This window comes from Lentibacillus songyuanensis (assembly GCF_039548255.1).
Classification (GTDB): domain Bacteria; phylum Bacillota; class Bacilli; order Bacillales; family Amphibacillaceae; genus Lentibacillus_C; species Lentibacillus_C songyuanensis.
In genome coordinates this window covers 335,294-355,155 of sequence record NZ_JBCLVH010000001.1, presented here as the reverse complement: position 1 = coordinate 355,155, position 19,862 = coordinate 335,294, and the positions used below count along the sequence as shown (strand labels likewise).

The 19,862-nt window shown below is 40.1% G+C and carries 21 protein-coding genes; 7 read left to right on the top strand and 14 right to left on the bottom strand.

From position 1 onward, the window contains the following. Positions 1 to 453 precede the first annotated feature (453 nt). The gene (locus WMZ97_RS01665; RefSeq protein ID WP_343270308.1) at positions 454 to 2,094 is read left to right on the top strand and encodes a BCCT family transporter; all 1,641 of its coding nucleotides are present in this window, start codon (positions 454 to 456) and stop codon (positions 2,092 to 2,094) included. Positions 2,095 to 2,136: 42 nt separating this feature from the next. On the opposite strand, the gene WMZ97_RS01660 is transcribed toward WMZ97_RS01665, so the two are convergent. From WMZ97_RS01660 to rlmN, 4 genes are all read right to left on the bottom strand, one after another. Beyond that, positions 2,137 to 2,706, bottom strand: a complete 570-nt coding sequence (locus tag WMZ97_RS01660; RefSeq protein WP_343270307.1) for a hypothetical protein — start codon at positions 2,704 to 2,706, stop codon at positions 2,137 to 2,139. Positions 2,707 to 2,715: 9 nt separating this feature from the next. After that, on the bottom strand, positions 2,716 to 3,915 hold the full coding sequence (locus WMZ97_RS01655) for a ParM/StbA family protein (RefSeq protein WP_343270306.1): 1,200 nt from the start codon (positions 3,913 to 3,915) through the stop codon (positions 2,716 to 2,718). A gap of 1,731 nt (positions 3,916 to 5,646) precedes the next feature. Then, the gene (locus WMZ97_RS01650) at positions 5,647 to 7,716 is read right to left on the bottom strand and encodes a catalase (protein ID WP_343270305.1); all 2,070 of its coding nucleotides are present in this window, start codon (positions 7,714 to 7,716) and stop codon (positions 5,647 to 5,649) included. Positions 7,717 to 8,021: 305 nt separating this feature from the next. Then, positions 8,022 to 9,086 (bottom strand): 23S rRNA (adenine(2503)-C(2))-methyltransferase RlmN, encoded by a 1,065-nt coding sequence (gene rlmN / locus WMZ97_RS01645; protein WP_343270304.1) that lies wholly within the window; start codon positions 9,084 to 9,086, stop codon positions 8,022 to 8,024. 189 nt (positions 9,087 to 9,275) lie between these two features. Here rlmN and WMZ97_RS01640 point away from each other — a divergent pair, with 189 nt between their 5' ends. The 3 genes from WMZ97_RS01640 to WMZ97_RS01630 all read left to right on the top strand — a co-directional run bounded on the left by WMZ97_RS01640 (position 9,276) and on the right by WMZ97_RS01630 (position 11,228). Further along, positions 9,276 to 10,286: an LLM class flavin-dependent oxidoreductase gene (locus tag WMZ97_RS01640; RefSeq protein WP_343270303.1), complete on the top strand. Its 1,011-nt coding sequence runs from the start codon at positions 9,276 to 9,278 to the stop codon at positions 10,284 to 10,286. Between the two features lie 25 nt (positions 10,287 to 10,311). Further along, positions 10,312 to 10,611 (top strand): hypothetical protein, encoded by a 300-nt coding sequence (locus WMZ97_RS01635; RefSeq protein ID WP_343270302.1) that lies wholly within the window; start codon positions 10,312 to 10,314, stop codon positions 10,609 to 10,611. Between the two features lie 158 nt (positions 10,612 to 10,769). After that, complete coding sequence (locus tag WMZ97_RS01630; protein WP_343270301.1) at positions 10,770 to 11,228, top strand: YndM family protein; 459 nt, start codon at positions 10,770 to 10,772, stop codon at positions 11,226 to 11,228. A gap of 50 nt (positions 11,229 to 11,278) precedes the next feature. Here WMZ97_RS01630 and wrbA read toward each other — a convergent pair whose 3' ends face one another. The 4 genes from wrbA to WMZ97_RS01610 all read right to left on the bottom strand — a co-directional run bounded on the left by wrbA (position 11,279) and on the right by WMZ97_RS01610 (position 15,418). After that, entirely contained in the window at positions 11,279 to 11,947 is a 669-nt protein-coding gene (gene wrbA, locus WMZ97_RS01625) for an NAD(P)H:quinone oxidoreductase (RefSeq protein WP_343270300.1), read from the bottom strand. 286 nt (positions 11,948 to 12,233) lie between these two features. Next, complete coding sequence (locus WMZ97_RS01620; RefSeq protein ID WP_343270299.1) at positions 12,234 to 12,833, bottom strand: response regulator transcription factor; 600 nt, start codon at positions 12,831 to 12,833, stop codon at positions 12,234 to 12,236. Continuing rightward, positions 12,833 to 13,972, bottom strand: a complete 1,140-nt coding sequence (locus tag WMZ97_RS01615; RefSeq protein WP_343270379.1) for a sensor histidine kinase — start codon at positions 13,970 to 13,972, stop codon at positions 12,833 to 12,835. The genes WMZ97_RS01620 and WMZ97_RS01615 overlap by 1 nt, the downstream gene beginning before the upstream one ends. Positions 13,973 to 14,374: 402 nt before the next feature. Continuing rightward, positions 14,375 to 15,418 carry a fatty acid desaturase gene (locus tag WMZ97_RS01610; RefSeq protein ID WP_343270298.1) on the bottom strand — a complete coding sequence of 348 codons (1,044 nt, stop codon included), beginning with the start codon at positions 15,416 to 15,418 and terminating at the stop codon, positions 14,375 to 14,377. 188 nt (positions 15,419 to 15,606) lie between these two features. On the opposite strand from WMZ97_RS01610, the gene WMZ97_RS01605 reads away from it, so the two are divergent. Both WMZ97_RS01605 and WMZ97_RS01600 read left to right on the top strand, forming a co-directional pair. Continuing rightward, positions 15,607 to 16,224 carry an NUDIX hydrolase gene (locus WMZ97_RS01605; RefSeq protein WP_343270297.1) on the top strand — a complete coding sequence of 206 codons (618 nt, stop codon included), beginning with the start codon at positions 15,607 to 15,609 and terminating at the stop codon, positions 16,222 to 16,224. A 201-nt stretch (positions 16,225 to 16,425) separates the two neighbouring features. Beyond that, positions 16,426 to 17,226: an N-acetylmuramoyl-L-alanine amidase gene (locus WMZ97_RS01600; protein WP_343270296.1), complete on the top strand. Its 801-nt coding sequence runs from the start codon at positions 16,426 to 16,428 to the stop codon at positions 17,224 to 17,226. A 48-nt stretch (positions 17,227 to 17,274) separates the two neighbouring features. On the opposite strand, the gene WMZ97_RS01595 is transcribed toward WMZ97_RS01600, so the two are convergent. Genes WMZ97_RS01595 through WMZ97_RS01585 form a run of 3 tightly spaced genes read right to left on the bottom strand, consistent with a single transcriptional unit; the run spans position 17,275 to position 18,080 of the window. Continuing rightward, entirely contained in the window at positions 17,275 to 17,451 is a 177-nt protein-coding gene (locus WMZ97_RS01595) for a hypothetical protein (RefSeq protein ID WP_343270295.1), read from the bottom strand. A 22-nt stretch (positions 17,452 to 17,473) separates the two neighbouring features. Then, complete coding sequence (locus WMZ97_RS01590) at positions 17,474 to 17,854, bottom strand: permease (protein WP_343270294.1); 381 nt, start codon at positions 17,852 to 17,854, stop codon at positions 17,474 to 17,476. Positions 17,855 to 17,870: 16 nt separating this feature from the next. Beyond that, positions 17,871 to 18,080 carry a helix-turn-helix transcriptional regulator gene (locus tag WMZ97_RS01585; protein WP_343270293.1) on the bottom strand — a complete coding sequence of 70 codons (210 nt, stop codon included), beginning with the start codon at positions 18,078 to 18,080 and terminating at the stop codon, positions 17,871 to 17,873. Between the two features lie 256 nt (positions 18,081 to 18,336). Between WMZ97_RS01585 and WMZ97_RS01580 the strand changes: the two genes are divergently transcribed. Then, positions 18,337 to 18,633: a hypothetical protein gene (locus tag WMZ97_RS01580; protein ID WP_343270292.1), complete on the top strand. Its 297-nt coding sequence runs from the start codon at positions 18,337 to 18,339 to the stop codon at positions 18,631 to 18,633. Between the two features lie 95 nt (positions 18,634 to 18,728). On the opposite strand, the gene WMZ97_RS01575 is transcribed toward WMZ97_RS01580, so the two are convergent. Genes WMZ97_RS01575 through WMZ97_RS01565 form a run of 3 tightly spaced genes read right to left on the bottom strand, consistent with a single transcriptional unit; the run spans position 18,729 to position 19,843 of the window. Beyond that, the gene (locus WMZ97_RS01575) at positions 18,729 to 19,100 is read right to left on the bottom strand and encodes a Na+/H+ antiporter subunit G (RefSeq protein WP_343270291.1); all 372 of its coding nucleotides are present in this window, start codon (positions 19,098 to 19,100) and stop codon (positions 18,729 to 18,731) included. Beyond that, positions 19,078 to 19,362 carry a Na(+)/H(+) antiporter subunit F1 gene (locus WMZ97_RS01570; protein WP_343270290.1) on the bottom strand — a complete coding sequence of 95 codons (285 nt, stop codon included), beginning with the start codon at positions 19,360 to 19,362 and terminating at the stop codon, positions 19,078 to 19,080. The genes WMZ97_RS01575 and WMZ97_RS01570 overlap by 23 nt, the downstream gene beginning before the upstream one ends. Then, the gene (locus WMZ97_RS01565) at positions 19,355 to 19,843 is read right to left on the bottom strand and encodes a Na+/H+ antiporter subunit E (protein WP_343270289.1); all 489 of its coding nucleotides are present in this window, start codon (positions 19,841 to 19,843) and stop codon (positions 19,355 to 19,357) included. Before WMZ97_RS01565 ends, WMZ97_RS01570 begins: the two co-directional genes overlap by 8 nt. Between the last annotated feature and the right edge of the window lie 19 nt (positions 19,844 to 19,862).

The following is a 19,862-nucleotide window of genomic DNA, read 5'->3' as shown; positions in this document are numbered from 1 at the left end:
CACTAATTTCTTCCGTAACCCTGTTCTGCGATATATTTTTTTATTATATCTATTCAACGGCTGTTTCCGTGTTCATTTTCGTCGAATGCCAATGTATTTGGCAGGATGATCAAGAAAATGAAAGCATTTCTTTTGTAAAAACTTTATATTGTTTACATTTTAACGTATGATGCACCAACGTTGTATAACTTGAGTATTTAACGAAATGCTATGAACAAAAGCACAAACGTCTGATTCGCAAGTACAAGCGCTTCAAAGAAATATTGTTACGTGCCAAGGGAAGCCGACGTGTGGCAGACTGTTTGTTTCTTATTGGCCTTCTTTTGCCCGCGAAACGATATGTATTTAATCTTCTTGATGGAGTTTTGGCTATGGCTTTAGCGCTAAAGCCGGACGAGGATGTCTTAACAATAGCACCTGCAGTTTTATACTTTTTACAAAGGGATGAACCAAATGAAAGCAAAACTAATTGACTGGCCGACTTTTATCGGCGCACTTATTTTGATACTGCTTGTTTCGATTCCACTAATGCTCTTCCCGGAACAAGGAGGAAAAATAGTGGATATAGCAAATGAATTTATGACAGGAAATTTTGGTGTGTTATATTTACTTGTCGGTCTTTCCTCTTTTTCATTCTTGTTATTTGTCGCCTTTAGCAAGAATGGGCATGTAAAGCTTGGAAGCGAAAAAGAAGGAAAGGAATTTGGCACTTTTTCCTGGGCAGCCATGCTGTTTGCCGCGGGAATTGGCTCAAGTATTCTTTATTGGGGTATGATCGAATGGGCGTATTATTATCAAGGGCCACCATTTGGAATTGACCCGGGTTCAAATGAAGCGATTGAATGGGCATCCACCTATGGGATGTTTCATTGGGGACCGATCGCATGGGCTATCTATACTTTACCAGCATTACCAATTGCTTACTTCTATTATGTACGAAAAAAACCTGTGCTTAAAATTAGTGAAGCAGTCCGGCCAGTTATTGGACGGTTCGCCAATGGTCCACTCGGTGTGATTATTGATGTGTTGTTTATGTTTGGCCTCATGGGTGGTGCTGGTACAACGCTTGCTCTTGGTGCACCATTGATTGCAGAAGGAGTTCACGATCTAACTGGCATTCCAATCACGATTGGTTTAAAAACAATAATTGTTCTTTTTTGTACCATCATTTTTGCAATAAGTGCATACTCCGGGCTTAACCGTGGCATTAAAATACTCAGTGATGTTAACTTGTGGCTGGCTATTTTTATCCTGGTATTTATTTTTCTGTTTGGACCAACCTTATTTATCAGCCAAACAACCTTCACAAGCCTTGGATTGATCATTGATAACTTTTTCCACATGGCAACGTGGTTAGAACCATTTGACAATCTTGCCGGATTTACCAAGACTGGATTTCCGGAGTCATGGACCATTTTTTATTGGGCATGGTGGGTGGTTTATGCACCTTTTGTCGGGCTGTTTGTTGCCAGAATATCCCGAGGAAGAACGATCAGGGAAATGATTCTTGGAACCATGATCTACGGTACGATCGGCTGTGTTCTATTCTTTGGTATTATGGGGAACTTCGGATTATATTTACAATTAACCGGAAATTTTGATGTGATCGGATTTATGAATGACAATGGTGCTCCGGCGGCAATCATTCAAATATTGCACCAGTTGCCAATGCCAACAATCATGGTTATCTTATTTACCATTTTGGCGATTGTCTTTTTGGCCACTACATTTGATTCCTCTTCCTTTATATTGGCCGCTGTCGTGCAAAAAGAAGTACAGTCCGAGCCATTACGCTGGAATCGATTGTTTTGGGCGTTTATGCTATGCTTGTTGCCTTTGGTTTTAATGTTTGTAGGGGGATTAAAAACCTTGCAAACAGCCAGTATCGTCGCTGGGTTTCCAGTTATTTTTATTATGTTCCTGCTAGCATGGTCCTTTATGAAGGCTTCTAATATGGATATTAAGGAATCGAATAATTATGAAGCCCCTACCATTCATATTAACCGAAAAGAAATTCTGGATCAGATTCGAAAGCGCAAGCGAGAACGTTCTGCATTAGAAGCATTGGAGAACAAAAATTTGGATGAGGATTAAACAAAGAAACCAGTGACTCCTTTATCGTTGGAGTCGCTGGTTTCATCGATTCATCCTTGAAAAGAAGTCACCTAGCGGATTATCTTCTTCCTCTTGTTCCATCTGCGTTGATTCCAGTTCCATATGATCTAAGTTATCCATTGTTACATCACCAAGATCATCTTCACGCTCCGGTGACGATTCTTCCACCTGGTCTTTAGGAGAATCCGGTTGGACAGGAATTGTTGCCGCAGCTGAATCTTCCTGGAGATATAACGCCTCATCAATATTAACACGGTTACTATTTAAGGCCGCCAACAGGGAAGTTGCTCGCATTGGATCATTGATTAACTGGTACATAATACTTCCAATCAATGCTTCCGAGTGCTCATGTTTCAACCAGCTCCGTTGCTCCTTCGACAACTGTTTGGGAAGCGGAATCGTTACTGTTTCACGTTCTTTTGAGCATGTTTCATTAATTCCTTTGAGAACAAATTGGGCAATTTCACTGGAAAAGTTCCGGCGTTCGGTTTCTTTAAGCCTTTGCAATTGTTTCAACAGATAATCAGGTGTATCAGAAGGGACACGAAAAGTAATCGACTGTCCCCGCTGTATACTTTTTTTCTCCCCCATCTTATCACCCTATTTTTCTTTCACTGCTACTTTTGCTTCTTCCCTTTTTCCTTGCTTTTGCCCCGATGCTTGCCCCTTATTCTGGCTGTGCATATGCTCCGAAATTAGCTTGTAATACGCATTAGCCATCATCCAAATACTTTCATTTTCGTTTTCGAAAAACTCAATATTATACCCATCAAGTTTATTGTTTAACGCCTTCAAATAATCCTTTAGCACGGCGGAACCACCGCCAACAAAATAGCAAATTTCAGATTGTGAGTTCTTTGCCCAAACATTTCGAAGGAAACGATATTCTTTTTTTGCTAATTCCAAAAGAATATGGTCCGTTATATCATGCACATTGGTTCTGCTGCCTTTGACCATAATATGGTGACGGTTGTTTTTTCTTGTGATAATATCCACTACATCACGGCGACTATCCAATTCTATACCATGCTTTTTCCGAATTTCTTCGCGAATCGATTCCAATGATTCAGCAACACCAAGATTGAATCCTTGTGCTTTATCATCATCAACATTACGATTTCGAATAACCGCTACGTCTGTTGATAACCCACCAATATCCTGAATTAGAATTTGTTTATCAATTAAGTCTTTATTAATAACCTTTAGATCATTATCCATAATAAGGTTTACATATGCAGCAAAACCTTCGGGGTACACCTTTACTTCATCGAATTTAATATTTACCTTTTTCCCTTGATAACGCGGAGTAACTAAAAATTCAACCTGGTGCACAGACCCTAATAGCTTGGATCGATAGCCAACATCTTTTCCTTCTTTGACCTCTCTCAATGGTAAGCCTGTACCTAGTATGTAATTTGCATCAATCACATTTTCTTTTGATTCATCAAACACTCCACAGCCGGCAGCATCCAAAGCAATCGATGCAAAAAGCATAATCAGCGTTTGATCTTCTTCCGATTTGCTGCTCCCCGGATCCAGTTCTGTTGAATTATCCGTTTTTGTTGCCAAGTTCCCTACCCGATAGATCACATTATTCTCCTCTAGGGCAGGAGAGTGAATCCGAATATGCAGGTTATCGATTGGATTCTTTTCATCTAATTCCTCTATACCAATGACAGGGCGATCTTCCACATCCTGCGCAATTACATTCGGGATATATAATTCATTTTCTAGTTTTCCAAAGTTTGCTTTCACTGCGTCATTACCAACGTCTACCGCTGCAACTCTTGTTTTTGCCATATATATTTTCCCTCCTAATCAAATCTATTACTCTTAATTAGAATAGTAGATTTACCAAAAATAATCAATCCAACTTTTTTCATATTTTCACACATGTTTACTTGCACACAATTCGCAAACCTTGAATTATATATTTGTACACACTTCCGTAAACATGCACACATTTTTTTGTGTTCATGTTTACTTATACACAAAAACGCATACATTAAAGTGCTTGCTATAAATTATAGATAATGCTCTTTATATTTATTATATTCCATCTGAAAACGACAATAATTTCAGACAAAATATATTCTATTAAGAACTGAAAAATTGCAACGTCTCAATGACATCTTAGGGAAACACTTTCAATTAAGGAAGGGATAATAATACCACAAACGAGAAGACAGATTTCAACAATCACCGTGTTATGCCGTTAACGACAGATTTTTCCACGAATGCACTATAATCCGAAACTAAGCAAATCGCAATTCATTTCGACACTTTCCTCAAATTCAGAATCTGTTGCGTAATTTGTTAGTTATTGTAAATATGTTCTTTTACAAACTACTTGTATTTCTTTCTATTGTTATCCTTATATAACGTTAATGGCTGACATATTCTTTGTGTTTTAAACTTCTTACTATTATTACTTTAAAATAAAATTCATGTATCCAGTAATCCTTATTCATTAAACTAATTTCGCCGAAAAAGTACAAAATGCAATAAACATTCATACATAGGCGGTTATCACCCCATCGTTTCATGCCGATTATAAAGTGTGACTTCTATTCAGCGAGAGGTTCCCTTCCTACAACTCCGCTAAATATAGAAATAAAGTCTGAACAAAATTAGATCCTGGTCATGATGTCCCCTCCCCTTACCGTTTTTGCTTTTCCTCACAATCGTAAAGCAGGAAAATTACTATGCGTTAAAATTAACATTTTGCATCTCTAATTCCTTTGCAGTAAGAAATACATAATAGAATATTTTTGACAGAAATTCATTTCTTATAATCACTTGTATCTCCACAATCTAATAAAGACTTTTGTTACGTATTATAAAAATCTCTCAAAAGCAAAACAATTCATGTTGTTGCTTTCAACCAACTGTATTATATCACTAAATTATATATCTTGTTTTTTATTTGTATACATATTAGTTTACATGTGTGCAATTAGAAAACGTTGTTAAATCAATATGTACACGTATTTGCATACATGAAAACATTATTGCATATATCATGTAAACATTATGTATTCTTGTATGCAAATACGTAAACAAATAAATCTTAGCTTCTAACAATAAAGTAAAACCTCATTTAGTGGGGGGTTTCGACGCACTCAGACGTGCTAGTGCAGGCGAAGGCATAAGGGGACGTGACGGTTTTAGCCTGCCCTTTCTCCCCCACTGAGACAGGATAACAAAGGCTAAAAGCGTAACGTCTTAGTTGCAACGCCTTTGTGACCTGCATCGTGCAGGCTGAGAACAGAAACGGACCTTTGTCATACAGTTGACCCTCACTTATTTTTTGTTCTACCTCAAAATCTTGAAGTGGGGGATTTACTGCCCGTTAAGGCGGGATAAACCTCATTCCTCTTTCACAGAGGCTAGTTGTAAATAATAATCAGGAAACAATACCGTCGATCTGCGACACGCATTAGAAACTCTACATCCTTGACCTTTTAAGCATTTGATTACAAAAAGCGGTCACAAGTCAAATCAAACTTGTGACCGCTTTTTACCAATTAATTAAAGTACATGTTCCAACTGTTCCACTTGTCGATCCCAATACCGATGCGCAGCGATTGCATCAACAAAATGGTCGACAAACTGATTTACATTATCATCTGTTACAATTCCTGGACTATTACAGATACCAAGTTGCTTTAACCACTGTTTCCCCTCTTGAGAGCCACCTATTGGTTTGTAATGGGAAAATGATTCCCGAATAAAGTAAGCAGCATCCTGCTTAAAAGTCTCATTTGTATGATTACCACCTCCTACAACATAGACAGCATCAAACAGTACCGAATCCCCTGTCAAAAAGGTTTCTTCTACTTCAAACTCTACTTGATCGGTACCCTTAATAATACCTTGTTGTTCACCTAGAATCACAGGATGAACGCCATTTGTTTTCAAACTGTTTATTACACCTTTTACAAACATACCATCGAACCCATCTGAAAGCAGTACAGCAACTTTACGTGTATTTGGCTTTCTCGCCATATTCTTCTGGCTCAAAGCAGGTGAGGCTTTTGTTATTGATGATCCTCCATTTTCTGGTGCAGTCACACCAACATTATGGGCGACAAATTGCGCCAGCTGTAAGTTTACATTAGCAAACATATCTACCACTTGCTGTCGAATAGATTTACTCTTCACCATCCCTAACTCGAAACTAAATGCATCCTTGATGTGTTCTTTTTCAACATCACTCATGCTATTCCAAAACAGAACAGCCTGGGAGAAATGATCTGTAAAACTATTGCTGCGCGCTCTTATCTTGTTTCCCTCTACTTTTTCCTGATAATGTGTATATCCGCCCTCTTCTACATTTGCCGTATCTGGCATGTTATTAGCCAGTGAGTTATTGCGGTAGCTTACTTGGCCTTGGTTGATCGTTTGACGTCCGTAGCCATCGCGCTGATTATTATGGAACGGACAGACAGGACGATTAATTGGAAGCTCATGGAAATTTGGACCACCCAGTCGAATTAGCTGGGTATCCGTATAGGAGAATAGCCGTCCTTGCAATAATGGATCATTGGTAAAATCAATACCTGGTACTACATTACCGGGATGAAAGGCTACTTGCTCGGTTTCTGCAAATACATTATCAATATTCCGGTTTAACGTCATCTTACCAATGATTTGAACAGGAATATCTTCTTCTGGCCACAGTTTTGTAGGATCTAAAATATCAAAGTCAAAGTTGAACTCATCTGATTCTTCAACGATTTGCACCCCTAACTCAAACTCCGGATAGTCTCCACTTTCAATGGATTCGTACAAATCTTGTCGATGGAAATCCGGATTTTTTCCGTTCAATTTTTGCGCCTCGTCCCACACGACAGAATGTGCCCCTAACACAGGCTTCCAATGGAATTTTACATAATGAGATTTCCCGTTATCATTAATGAATCGAAATGTATGAACACCAAACCCTTCCATCATTCGAAAATTTCTTGGAATAGCTCGATCAGACATGGCCCACATGACCATATGTGCTGTCTCTTGGTTATTCGCAACAAAGTCCCAAAAAGTGTCATGAGCCGTTGCCGCCTGTGGTATTTCATTATGTGGTTCCGGTTTTACAGCATGGACAAAATCAGGGAACTTGATCGCATCTTGAATAAAAAATACTGGCATATTATTACCGACTAAATCATAGTTTCCTTCCTCTGTATAAAACTTGGTCGCAAATCCACGCACATCTCGTGCTAATTCACCTGACCCTTTCGATCCTTGTACAGTAGAAAACCGTACAAACACAGGCGTCTTGGCACCCGGTTCTTGTAAAAAATTTGCTTTCGTATATTCCTTCATTGATTTGTAAAGTTCAAACTCTCCATGGGCGCCATATCCACGCGCATGGACAATTCGTTCAGGAATTCTTTCGTGATCAAAATGGGTCATTTTTTCACGAAAATGGAAGTCCTCCATCAATGTTGGACCCCGCTTACCCGCTTTTAATGAAAACTCATCTTCAGCCATCTTTAATCCTTGGTTTGTAGTTAACTTCTTATCAGAATCATCTGTTCGAAACAGATCCAACTGTTCTTGTTTACGCTCACCATTGATTTTACGTTTATTTCCCATCTATTGTACCTCCTTTAAACTCGCTTCTTTTTGTTTCTTTCCCGATTGAACAAATAAACAAACGGACAATTAGCTCCTAACACAAGCACTCAAAAAATCGTTAACTATCCGTCTTTATCTCTATTTAATGTTTGGATAAAAAAAATCGAACGAGTTCAAATTTCAGTGAAAGAAATTTGAATCCTCGTTCGATCTTCTCAATAAGCGCAATACTGTGTGTTTATCCACTTATTCATTACGTTTAACTATATATTTGCTTCGTATTCCGACCGGTACATAACACAGCCAAATAGACATGCTGCATGTTAACCAACATTCTTTTTAATTTGTTTACTGCGCAATTGTCCACATGCGGCGTCAATATCCGCTCCATTTTCCCAGCGTACACCACAGTTTATTCCGTGCTTCTTCAGTGTTTCAAAGAACGTCTGGATCGTTTCTGACTCACTTCGCTGATATTGATTATGCTCATCGACTGGATTATATGGAATTAAGTTCACATACGTCAAATGCCGCTTATCTTGAAGTAACCTGGCAAGCTGTTCCGCTTCTTCCTTATGGTCATTTACATCCCGCAGCATAATATATTCATACGTAATCCGGCGATTAGCCTTTTCTAAATAATAATCGACAGCCTTCATCAATTTTTCAATTGGGAACGCTTTGTTAATTTTCATTATTCGTGTCCGCAATTCATTATTTGGTGCATGCAGGGAAATCGCCAAATTCACTTGCAGGCCAGTATCAGCAAATTCATATATTTTATGGGCCAGCCCACTAGTTGACACCGTAATATGTCTGGCACCGATACAAAGTCCTTTATCATCGTTAACGACACGCAGAAAATCAATTAAATTCGTAAAGTTATCAAACGGCTCACCAATCCCCATGACAACAATATGGCTTACGCGTTCTTCCTTTCCTTGCTCATCGAGATGCTTTTGCACATTCATGATTTGCTCGACAATTTCCCCGCTTGTCAGATCTCGATTTTTGCGCAATAAACCACTGGCACAAAACGTACAGCCAATATTGCAGCCAACTTGTGTCGTCACACAGACCGATAAACCATAGTTAAATCGCATTAGCACGGTTTCAATCAGATTCCCATCCTGCAATTTAAACAGAAACTTTTTCGTGCCATCCGTTGACTCCTGTCTAATCTCTTCTTCTAACGTATGCAGTACAAAGTGTTCTTCCAATAATGCCAGGCAATCCTTGTTCACATTTTTCATCTCAGAAAAGTGTGTTACCCGTTTTTTATATAACCAATTCCACACTTGCTGCGCGCGGAACTTTCGTTGTCCATGCTCCACCAGCCAGTCTGTCAGCTGGTCAAAAGTTAACCCGTAAATGGATGGTTTATTCATTGTGTACCCTCATTTCAGAACGTTACATATGCTTACCACTACTATATTACTGAAAATATGGCAATAGCGCAACCCACCAGGGACGTTGAACATGTCAACTGATAAAACAAGCAAGATAGTAGACCCGGCCATGGAAAAGACGTATCATTTCTTACTAAGCATAGGAATATTAATAAGGAGTGACTATAATTGACCTCAGAACAAACAAAGACCTTTCATCATATCCCATTATCTGTTTTGGACCTTGCTCCGATTAATGAAGGAAGCAGTCCTAGCGAATCATTACAAAATAGTACCGATTTAGCGCAGCATGTTGAAACATGGGGATTTAACCGCTATTGGCTCGCCGAACATCACAACATGCCTGGTATTGCCAGCTCCGCAACTTCTGTTTTAATCGGACATATTGCCGGGGCAACGAATCATATGCGAATTGGTTCAGGCGGTGTGATGTTACCGAACCATGCCACACTTGTGATTGCAGAACAATTTGGTACCCTAGAAACGCTCTACCCGGGACGTATCGATTTAGGACTTGGCAGGGCACCAGGAAGTGATCAGGAGACCGCCTATGCGCTTCGGCGAACGTTAAACATGGGCCCAGAGGAATTCCCATTACAAGTAGAGGAACTGCAAGGATATTTTGCAGGTACCGAACGTGTTCATGCCGTTCCTGGTGAAGGATTGGACATTCCAATCTGGCTCCTTGGCTCCAGCGGGTTCAGTGCGCAGCTTTCCGCCCATAAGGAATTACCGTTTTCGTTTGCCAGTCATTTTGCACCGGATTATATGATGCCAGCACTACACCTTTACCGGGAAAATTTCAAGCCATCAGCAGCCCTTAAGAAACCGTATGTCATGCTTGGTGTCAATATCATTGCCGCGGATACAGACGAAGAGGCCCGTTATCTGGCTACATCACATCAACAGCAATTCTTGAATATTCGTCGTGGCAGACCATCTAAACTGCAAGCCCCGATCGAAAACATTAACAGCGTGTGGTCTGAAGTAGAACGCGCTGCAGTTGAAAAATCACAGGAGTCCCCCGCTAGTATTGTTGGTGGGCCGGAAACCATTAAACGCGGCTTAGAAAGCTTTCTGGAGCAGACACAGGCAGACGAGTTTATCATCAGCTCACAAATTTTTGATCATCAGGCGCGTTTACACTCCTATAAAATTGTTAGCGAATTGATGGATTGACCCTCAAAATAGGGAGGTACAATCAATGCTTACCGAAACGCTTATATACCTTGCCGGCGGATTATTTATCATTTGGATCGGTTATGTAATTTGGAAAAAACAAGCCTTTTCCCTGCTCGCCGGAATGGGAAAGAATCCGGTTAATAAAGAAAGGCTGGGAAAGCGGCTCGGCTTTCTGTTTATCAGCCTTGGCATTCTGGTTATCATCACCCCATTTTTAATCATGCTATTTGGCAGCATCATGAAAACAATCACTGGGGTGTTGGCACTGGCAGATTGCATTATTATCCTCGGTGTTGTCATATTGGATCAAATAGGATTTTGATATCGTATCAAGGGACAGACAAAATGAAGCGAGTTGTCGCTCGCTCTCTATATTTTTCATATTTAACAATAGCACGCCAGCCATTGCACCTGTATTTTTCATATTTTTAGCGAACTTGTCCAAACTAATGGCAAAACGAGGACAAGTGAGGTGTTATCATGCAACATCTGAAAGCATTAGGTCTTAAATTTCTTGCCATCGCCTTTACCATTTATACCATATTTGGCATTTTTACCGGCGCTGGCTGGGTAAATCTATTCTGGATTAGCCTATTTGTTACCGTCATTTCTTATCTTATTGGCGATATGATTATTTTACGGCAGTTTGGTAATATAACTGCAACCATTGCTGACTTTGCGTTGACATTTCTATCGCTGTTTATTCTGGGTGGCTTGTTTCTCCACGCGACCATTCCAATCATCACGACCTCCATCCTGTCAGCGTTCTTTATTAGCTGCGTTGAACCGTTCATTCACGGGTATATCGTTAATCGGTTCTCCCCTGATGATTATGAACGAAAAGATTGGCGAACTATGAACCAGCTGCAAACGGAATTTGGTGAAGAAACAAACAAAAATACCATCAAGGCTGATCGAAAAGACGAAAATAATAAATAAAAATGCGCCTGGAGAGCATCCAGGCGCATTTATCATACCCTATACGTGAATTAGTTATTACCAGCCTTAATACGACTAGCAATATCAACTGTACGTTTGGCTTGAACTTCAACAGCCGGCTTGACGTCATTGACAATATTTCCTTCTGCATCAACAGTTGCACTTGCGCCATATGGATTACCGCCAGTTGTGAACAACACAGGATCAGTATATCCTGGTGCAGCAATGATCGCGCCCCAATGCATTAAGGATGTGTATAGGGAAAGAATGCTTGCTTCCTGCCCGCCATGATCATTTTGTGCTGATGACATCGCACTAACTACTTTGTTAACTAATTTGCCAGTAGCCCATAAACCACCTTGCATATCAAGGAACTGCTTCATTTGTGAAGCCACACCGCCGAAACGTGTTGCTGCACTAAAGATAATTGCGTCGGCCCATTCCAGATCGCCTGAGGTTGCTTCTGGAACATCTGCTGTTGCTTCATGATTCGCTTTCCAAGCAGGGTTCGATGCAATTGCTGCATCAGGTGCCAATTCCGTTACTTTCAATAAACGTACTTCCGCACCAGCTTGCTTTGCAGCTTCCTCCGCCCATTTTGCCATTTTGTAGTTTGTACCGGTTGAACTGTAATAAACTATTGCTAATTTAACATCTGCCATTTTAGTTATCTCCTTCTTCGTTGTATTTTTTCCAAATAACTTTTTTAAAAATCCCATGTCTAGCTCTCCCAAAGATATCGATGTCATAAAGCCAACTTACATACTTCTGTATTTCGTCTAATCTATTCTTTGCAAAAGCCTCCCTTTTTATTAAAATTTCTTCTTTTAAAACGAAATACAACTACGTATTATTTAACAAGTTAATTACTTTATGTAAGTATTATACAAAGAAATGGTGATTATGTCAAATAACAAACTGACAAAAAGTAACTTATTATGAATCATTGTACAACCTGGTATTATGCATGAATACACAAACCAAACACATTCCACGGTTGGATTATTATTTAAGCCACCCCTGCTCCTTAAATCGAGAAACGGCTTCAATTCGATTGCTCACTTCCAGTTTATCCAGGATGACAGAAACATAATTTCGAACCGTTCCATTTGATAAAAATAGATGCTTGGCGATTTCTTTCGTGCTTTTACCCGACGCTATCAGTTTAAGCACTTGTGTTTCCCGCTGGGTCAAAGGATTCCCGTTATTGTATGCCATATCGACTAACTCTGGAGCATACACCCGTCTGCCATCCATAATGACACGGATAGAATTGGCTAATTCCTCACTCGGACTATCCTTTAAAAGGTACCCGCTGACCTCTGCTTTTCGGGCACGCTCAAAATACCCTTGCCGGGCAAAGGTCGTTAAGATGATTACCTTACAAGAATGATTCTTTAATTCCTCAGCTGTTTCAAGTCCGCTTTTCAGCGGCATTTCAATATCCATTATACAAATATCAGGATTGCACTGCTTCACTAAGGCCAGCGCCTCCTCACCGTTTCTTGCCTTACCTACTACTTCCATATCCTCTTCCAAATCAAGTATCGACCCAAGCGCGCCTAACAGCATGCGCTGATCCTCAGCTAATACAATTCGAATCATTACTGTACCCCCTGTTTCGGCCGTTTAATATCATTTGGCACCCGAATCATCAATGTTGTTCCATTAGATGACGTAATATCGAGACTGCCGTTGACAAATTCCAGTCGCTCGCTCATCCCCATAAGCCCATTTTTTTCCTGGAATGTATTGGTTTTATTATCCGCCATCCCCACCCCATCATCCGTTACGATGATCACCAGCTCATTTGGTGCTTGATCGATGCGGATACTGCATAAGCGAGCCTGGCTATGCTTAACAACGTTGGTGACTGCCTCTTTAACACACATACTCAGCACATTTTCAACCAATGGAGGTATGTTGGTTAGCTCCTGAATTCCTTGTATTTGGAAATCGATTTGTGCAGCTTTTAAAATCTCCTGAACCCGTACCATTTCATCCTCCAGTTTCGCACCCTTCATATCTGAAACCATCTCACGCACTTCTTTCAGTGCCGTCCTGGCGGTTAAATGTATATCGGCAATTTCCTTGCTTGCCGACTCCGGATTCCGATTTATCAATTTGCCGGCTAAATCACTTTTCAGTCCAATAAGAGAAAGTTTCTGCCCCAATGTATCATGCAGATCACGCGCAATTCGCTGACGTTCTTCTAATACTACCATTTGCGAAAGCTTTTTATTAGCAATTTTTAATTGACTTTCTAATCGTTCACGCTTATTCCGGTTATATATCGTGAATGGCAATAGAATAACCCCAATAACACTAATGGTAATGAATGGAAGTTGCATTAAAAACACATCATTTTGTATAAAAAAACCAATCCCAACTGCAACGACTGTAGTAACAAGGTGAACGATATAGAGTGTTAAAAACTTTTTCCGGTGCGGAATATTGCCAATATAGAAGGCGAGAAACAGCGAAAAATAAACATACCCCAAAACCAGTGTCATGACAATACTTATCGCCATTTCGACGCTTATCGATATGCTAGCTGTCCAATCCTCTGAAATAAATGATAGCCGGTATGCTGTGAAAAATAGACAAATCATTAAAATACCAAAGATTATCCCCCACGTTGATGAGGATTTAAAGGTAAAATAGAAAGGAAGGATGCAAAAAATAATCCATGCGTAAATGCTGAGCCCGGTATTCTTTGGGATAAGATGATACCATTTATGCATATTGATTCCTTCTTGTTCCATGCAATCACATCCTTCTATATTAGGTAAGAAAGTATAAAAATCCAAGCTCTATTCTGCTTATGCCAGAGTAGGCCACATCCGGATCCAGCACCCGGCGAGTAGCCAACACCCGTCTCCGTACGATAAGTCAACATCGACTCCCGGGTTAAAGAAGGCCAACTAAGAACGGACTTTGCGTCCAACGTCGGCATACCCCCTATGAAGGGGCATGTTTCCTTTATCTCCAACGCAGGAATGTTCGATTAATACCACTGCTTTGCGCGGCAACACCGAACCACCCTGCATGGCAGGGCGCAGCATATACGCCGCCACCTTCTTCTTCAGTATAACAAAAAAAGACCTCCCCCAGATCATTTAAGAAGGTCCCACAATGTTATTCGTTTACTTTTCCTGAACGCTTGTCTTCATAATGGTGACGGAAGGATCTTTTTTTAACAGATCCTTGATCTCCTTAAAACTGACAAACGATCGGTTTGCCTCATCATATAGCCGAAACCGGATCGACTTCAAACTGGAGGCGAATGTTATGGTTGTTGCCTTTTGCAATGGCGGTGTAGATTGATGAGCTTTTTCCAGATTGTAGTTCGGGACCCTTGGACACAGGTGGTGTACGTGATGGAAACCAATACTGCCAGTAATCCATTGCATCACTTTTGGCAACTTATAATATGAACTGCCATCTACTGCCGCTTTGACATAATCCCATTCTTCCTCATTTTCAAAGTAAGAGTCCTCAAATTGATGCTGAACATAAAACAGCCAAATGCCCAGCGCTCCGGAAATAAATAACATTGGCAATTGAATAATTAGAAATGCCTGCCAGCCAACCACCCAAATTAGCAGCGCATATAGGACAACAATGGAGAGATTAATCAAATATGTGTTTAGCCGTTCTTTATGTCTGGCCCCCTTCCGATTAAACCGATTCGATAACAAAAATAAATAAAGCGGACCCAACCCAAACATAACGATTGGGTTACGATACAGACGGTAAGCTATTCTCCCCCAAAAAGAAGCCGAAACATACTCATTAACCGTCATCACCCAAACATCACCTGTTCCACGCTTATCAAGGTTACTGCTTGTGGCATGATGAATCGCATGGCTGCGTTTCCACTTTTCAAAAGCGAACAACGTAATAATCCCGGTAATCGTACCAAGAATCCGATTCGCCTTTTTATTTTTAAAAAAAGATTGGTGCGTACAGTCATGGAAAATGATAAAGATTCGGACAACAAACCCTGATGCAACGATGGAACATGCTAACGTTAACCATACAGAAATGGCTAAACTTTGATAAGCAAGGAACCACAACAGAAAAAAGGGCAAAAGTGTATTGATAAGCTGCGTGATACTTGATTTTGTATTTGACTTTTCATAGGGTGCGACATTTTTTCGTAATTGTACTTGCTTTTGTCTACTCATATTATATTACCCCCAGGATATATCATGAAAATATTCATATCTCAAGTTTAAGTGACTACACTAACCGATCATAGTCATAAACGTCAATGCAGCAGTATGACAAATGTCATATCAGGTGGGGTGAAATGGAAGTTGTTTTAATTAAATGGGAGGTTCTAGTATAATAGAGTTGTCATGGAGGTGTTAAGGTGAAACCAGAAGATATCATGGCAAAGTTAAATGGACGGATCCCAGCGATTCTCGGTTATGAGGATTTTCGGAAACACGCCATCCTGTTGCCACTGATTGAAAAAAACAATGAAACCCATATATTATTTGAGGTCAGATCGATGAAACTAAGAAGCCAGCCAGGAGACATCTGTTTTCCAGGGGGCAAAATTGACCCGACAGATCCCGATCCTGAATATTGCGCGATTCGTGAAACAACGGAAGAACTCAGGATACCAAAGGCCGTGGTCCAAAATATTGTGCCACTTGATTACATTGTTGCAGATAACGGACGAATGATTTACCCTTTTGCAGGCACAATTACCAATCCAGAACAAATAAACCCTAATACAGCAGAGGTAAGCGAGACTTTTACAGTTCCCCTATCCTACCTGCTTTCGGCAAAACCCGATGTATACAAGGTCCACTTTAACGTGGTACCAGCAGACGACTTTCCACTTGATTTAATTGTTGGTGGTGAAGACTATAATTGGCGGGTGCAATCCAAAAATGAGCTATTTTATCACTATAATGATAGAGTAATTTGGGGGTTAACAGCGAAAATATTAAACCATTTCCTATATTTAATAGAATCCTAAAAAAGGCAGCTAATGATCATTAGTTGTCTTTTTTGCAGATTTTTTCACGGAATATGCCACCATCCCCCTATTTCTTTTCGTTAATAGTAGTGAAAAGGGCGGTGACAACCATGGAAATTTGCAATGCAAAAGACGTTTGTCCAATTTCCTTGTTTGCTAGCGCCATACACTATTATTGCTAAAAGGAAAGGAGGATTTGAAATGAAACTATATTTAGATCCTGGTCATGGCGGCAATGATCCAGGTGCACAAGGAAAGGGTCTAAAGGAAAAGGACATTACACTGGCTATCGCGTTACACATCCAATCCATTCTAAAGCATGATTATACGAATGCGGACGTTAAAATGAGCCGATCAAGTGATAAGACGGTTAGTTTGGCCCAACGAACCAATGAAGCAAATAACTGGGGGGCAGACTACTTTTTGTCGATTCATTGTAATTCCTTTAATGGTTCTGCCCAGGGTTATGAGGATTACATTCATAACAGTCTTTCCGATTCATCTAAGACGGCTGACTATCAAGCTACCATCCACAAAGAGGTTGTAAAGCAGAATGAATTGCGCGACCGCGGGAAAAAGAAGGCAGACTATCATGTATTAAGAGAATCCGCCATGCCAGCGCTTTTGACAGAAAACGGGTTTATTGATCATACCCATGACGCGGCATTAATGAAAAAAGATGCATGGCTTAAAAAAGTAGCCCAAGGGCATGTAAACGGTTTGGAAAAGATATTTCAGCTTAAAAAAAAACACAATAGCCCCAAAACTATTTATCGGGTGATTGCTGGATCTTTCTCCAGTAAAGCAAACGCCAAGAAGCGTGTTGATATGCTGAAACAAAAAAGTATTGAGGCATTTGTTGATGCAATTACCATTTCCGGTAAACAATGGTACCGCGTACAGGCAGGAGCGTTTTCCGAGCAGAAGAATGCAAAGGAGCAGTTAAAAAAAGTTGTTGATGCCGGCGTGAAGGACGCCTTTATCGCTAAGGAAGACCGGTAAAATGAAGCGCAGGCAATCCTATTCTGTGATTGCCTGTTTTTAATTGGTTTACTCCATCAAACCAATAAGAATGACAATAGCAACAAATATAATGCCCATCCCTATTAACAGCTTCTTAAAGCCCTTTTTGGATAAGTTTTTGTGCTCATCATAATCGTTGTGTACCAGAAAATACAAAAACACCCATCCAACAAGAAAGAGAATTAGAAAAAGGAACTGTTTCACAACGACTCCCCCCTAACAACTATTAATTTCGTTTCGCCAGGACAACCATGGTAGTAAACGCTGTACTAATCATCAGTGCCGACAAGATATTAAGTACATCCATAGCAGTTAACGGAAAAATATCAAACTGAACTATACCACTTAGGACGATATAGTAAACAACAAATGCAAGCGCTGAATAAGTCAACGCTTTATAACGAATATGCTTCATCCGTTCATCTTTCTGTTTAAATTGTGGATAGAGATAACTCATGGAAAACGTCATAATTGTCATTGCAACCATCATATAGGTTTGCGGTAATACAAGGCTTCCGATAATATCAATGACAACAAAAAACACTGCCTGAGCTAAAAATATACATCCAATTATTTTAAAAGCTAATGGTGAGTAATCTTTTCGCATGATTACACTCCTCTTCCTATTTCTTATAATCCTTTTCTTCCAACATGAAAATACTTTCCACATTTGTATGAAACGTCTGAGCCAAGATCATCGCTAATGGAAGGGAAGGATTGTATTTCCCTTTTTCTATGGAAATAACGGTTTGCCTTGATACCCCTAATTTCTCAGCTAAACTTTCCTGGGAATAACCAAATCTCCGCCTATATTCTGTCATGTTATTTTTCAAGTGCATTCACCCTTCTCATTTCATATTAATGTATAGCTTCCTTTACGTCAAGTTTATTTTACATATATGGTAAAGCAAAACCCAATCAAAGTTAAGCATTAATGTCGTCATTTAACCGCTCATTCTTTACAATAGATATATATTGGTGATGAAAGGTAAAAAAAGGTATCAAACGATAGCGAAAATACTGCATTCTTTGTTGAATTTCCAACCCTGAAATGAAAAGTTGGTAACCCTAACCGAAAGTGGGTGAAACGTGTCATTGATAAAATCTCTCATTCGTGTTGGCTGTTTCACACCTTATTATCGGGAAAACCGTGGCAATGCGATAACCACAAAAAGAATCTCGAAGGTGTTGGATCTTAAAATTGAATTATGGCAGATGGCAAGCTGGGATTGGAAGCATGAAACGAAGAGCCAGCAAACTGTTAAAAAATGTGACTGCATACACGAAACCCGGGGATATTGTTCTTCTGCACGAATTGCCTCATACGGTGCTGATCCTGACCCGATTAATTCAGACACTGCAAAACAAAGGACTACAATTCTGTGAACCACATGCGGCCTTGAGTTTCGCGAAAAATAATGGCTGTCTCAGGTAGAAACGGAGACAGCCTCATGTCCTTTAAATAGCGATAAGCTGAAGCTTTATTTACTGGAGGTTTTTTCTTTCTCCTGCAACACACCTTCCAGTTCATCCTCAATCGTTATATCACTCTTCTTTACATGGGCTCGGTAGGCTGCACGAATAATAAGATGGCCCGCAACCGGCGCTGTTGTAAAAACAAACAGGATACCAAGCAACAGACGGACACTGATGCGTGACTCGCTGGCCCAAAAATACAGGAAAGCGCCCAACAATGTAAGCAATACTGCTAATGTGGAGCTTTTTGTTGCGGCATGTGAACGTGTATATACATCCGGAAAACGAATAATGCCAATCGCACTAATGACACTCATGATGCTGCCTATTAGAATCAGGAGTGCTGTAATGAACTCAACTGTCGCGCTTACGTTCAATGACGACACCCCTTTCGATATATTTTGAGAAGACGACTGTACTAATAAAGGCAAGGATAGCGAGAATAAGAATGACATCCAAAAAGGACCTTGTTCCGATAATCACTGAAATAATGGCAATGGCAGAAATTAGATGGACGCCAATCATATCCAGCGCGATCACCCGATCAGGCAGACTTGGCCCGAAGATAATGCGGAAAAGGGCAATGAAAATCGCGACACCAAACAACACCAGTGCGGTATACAACATCATGTTAATCATTGCGTGTCACCCCTTTAATCGCCTTCTCAAATTTAGCTAATGATTGCAATAACATATCCTTCGACTGATCAACATCCATCCCGTGTATATAAAACACATTCCCCTCAGGCGTTACTTCCATAACAACCGATCCAGGGGTTAGCGTTAATAACATCGCGAGTAACGGTACTTCCCATTCTCCTTTCAAGTCTGTCTCATACTTAAAAATACCTGGTTTAAACGTCATCTTGGGACTCAAAATATGCTTTAGGACAAAATAACTGGAACTAATCAATTCCGAGATAAACAATACGATTAATTTGATAACAGCAAAAAATCGCGTTAAATAAAACCGCTCACCAAAGAATCGATGCATGAGAAACAAAATCACAATGCCGACAATATACCCTTCTACAAACGTAATAAATCGCAAATGCGCCTGATCTTGAAACATCATCCATAACAGGGCAATCGCCACATTTAATAAAAATTGATAAGGCAATAGGAAGCCACCTCCTCAT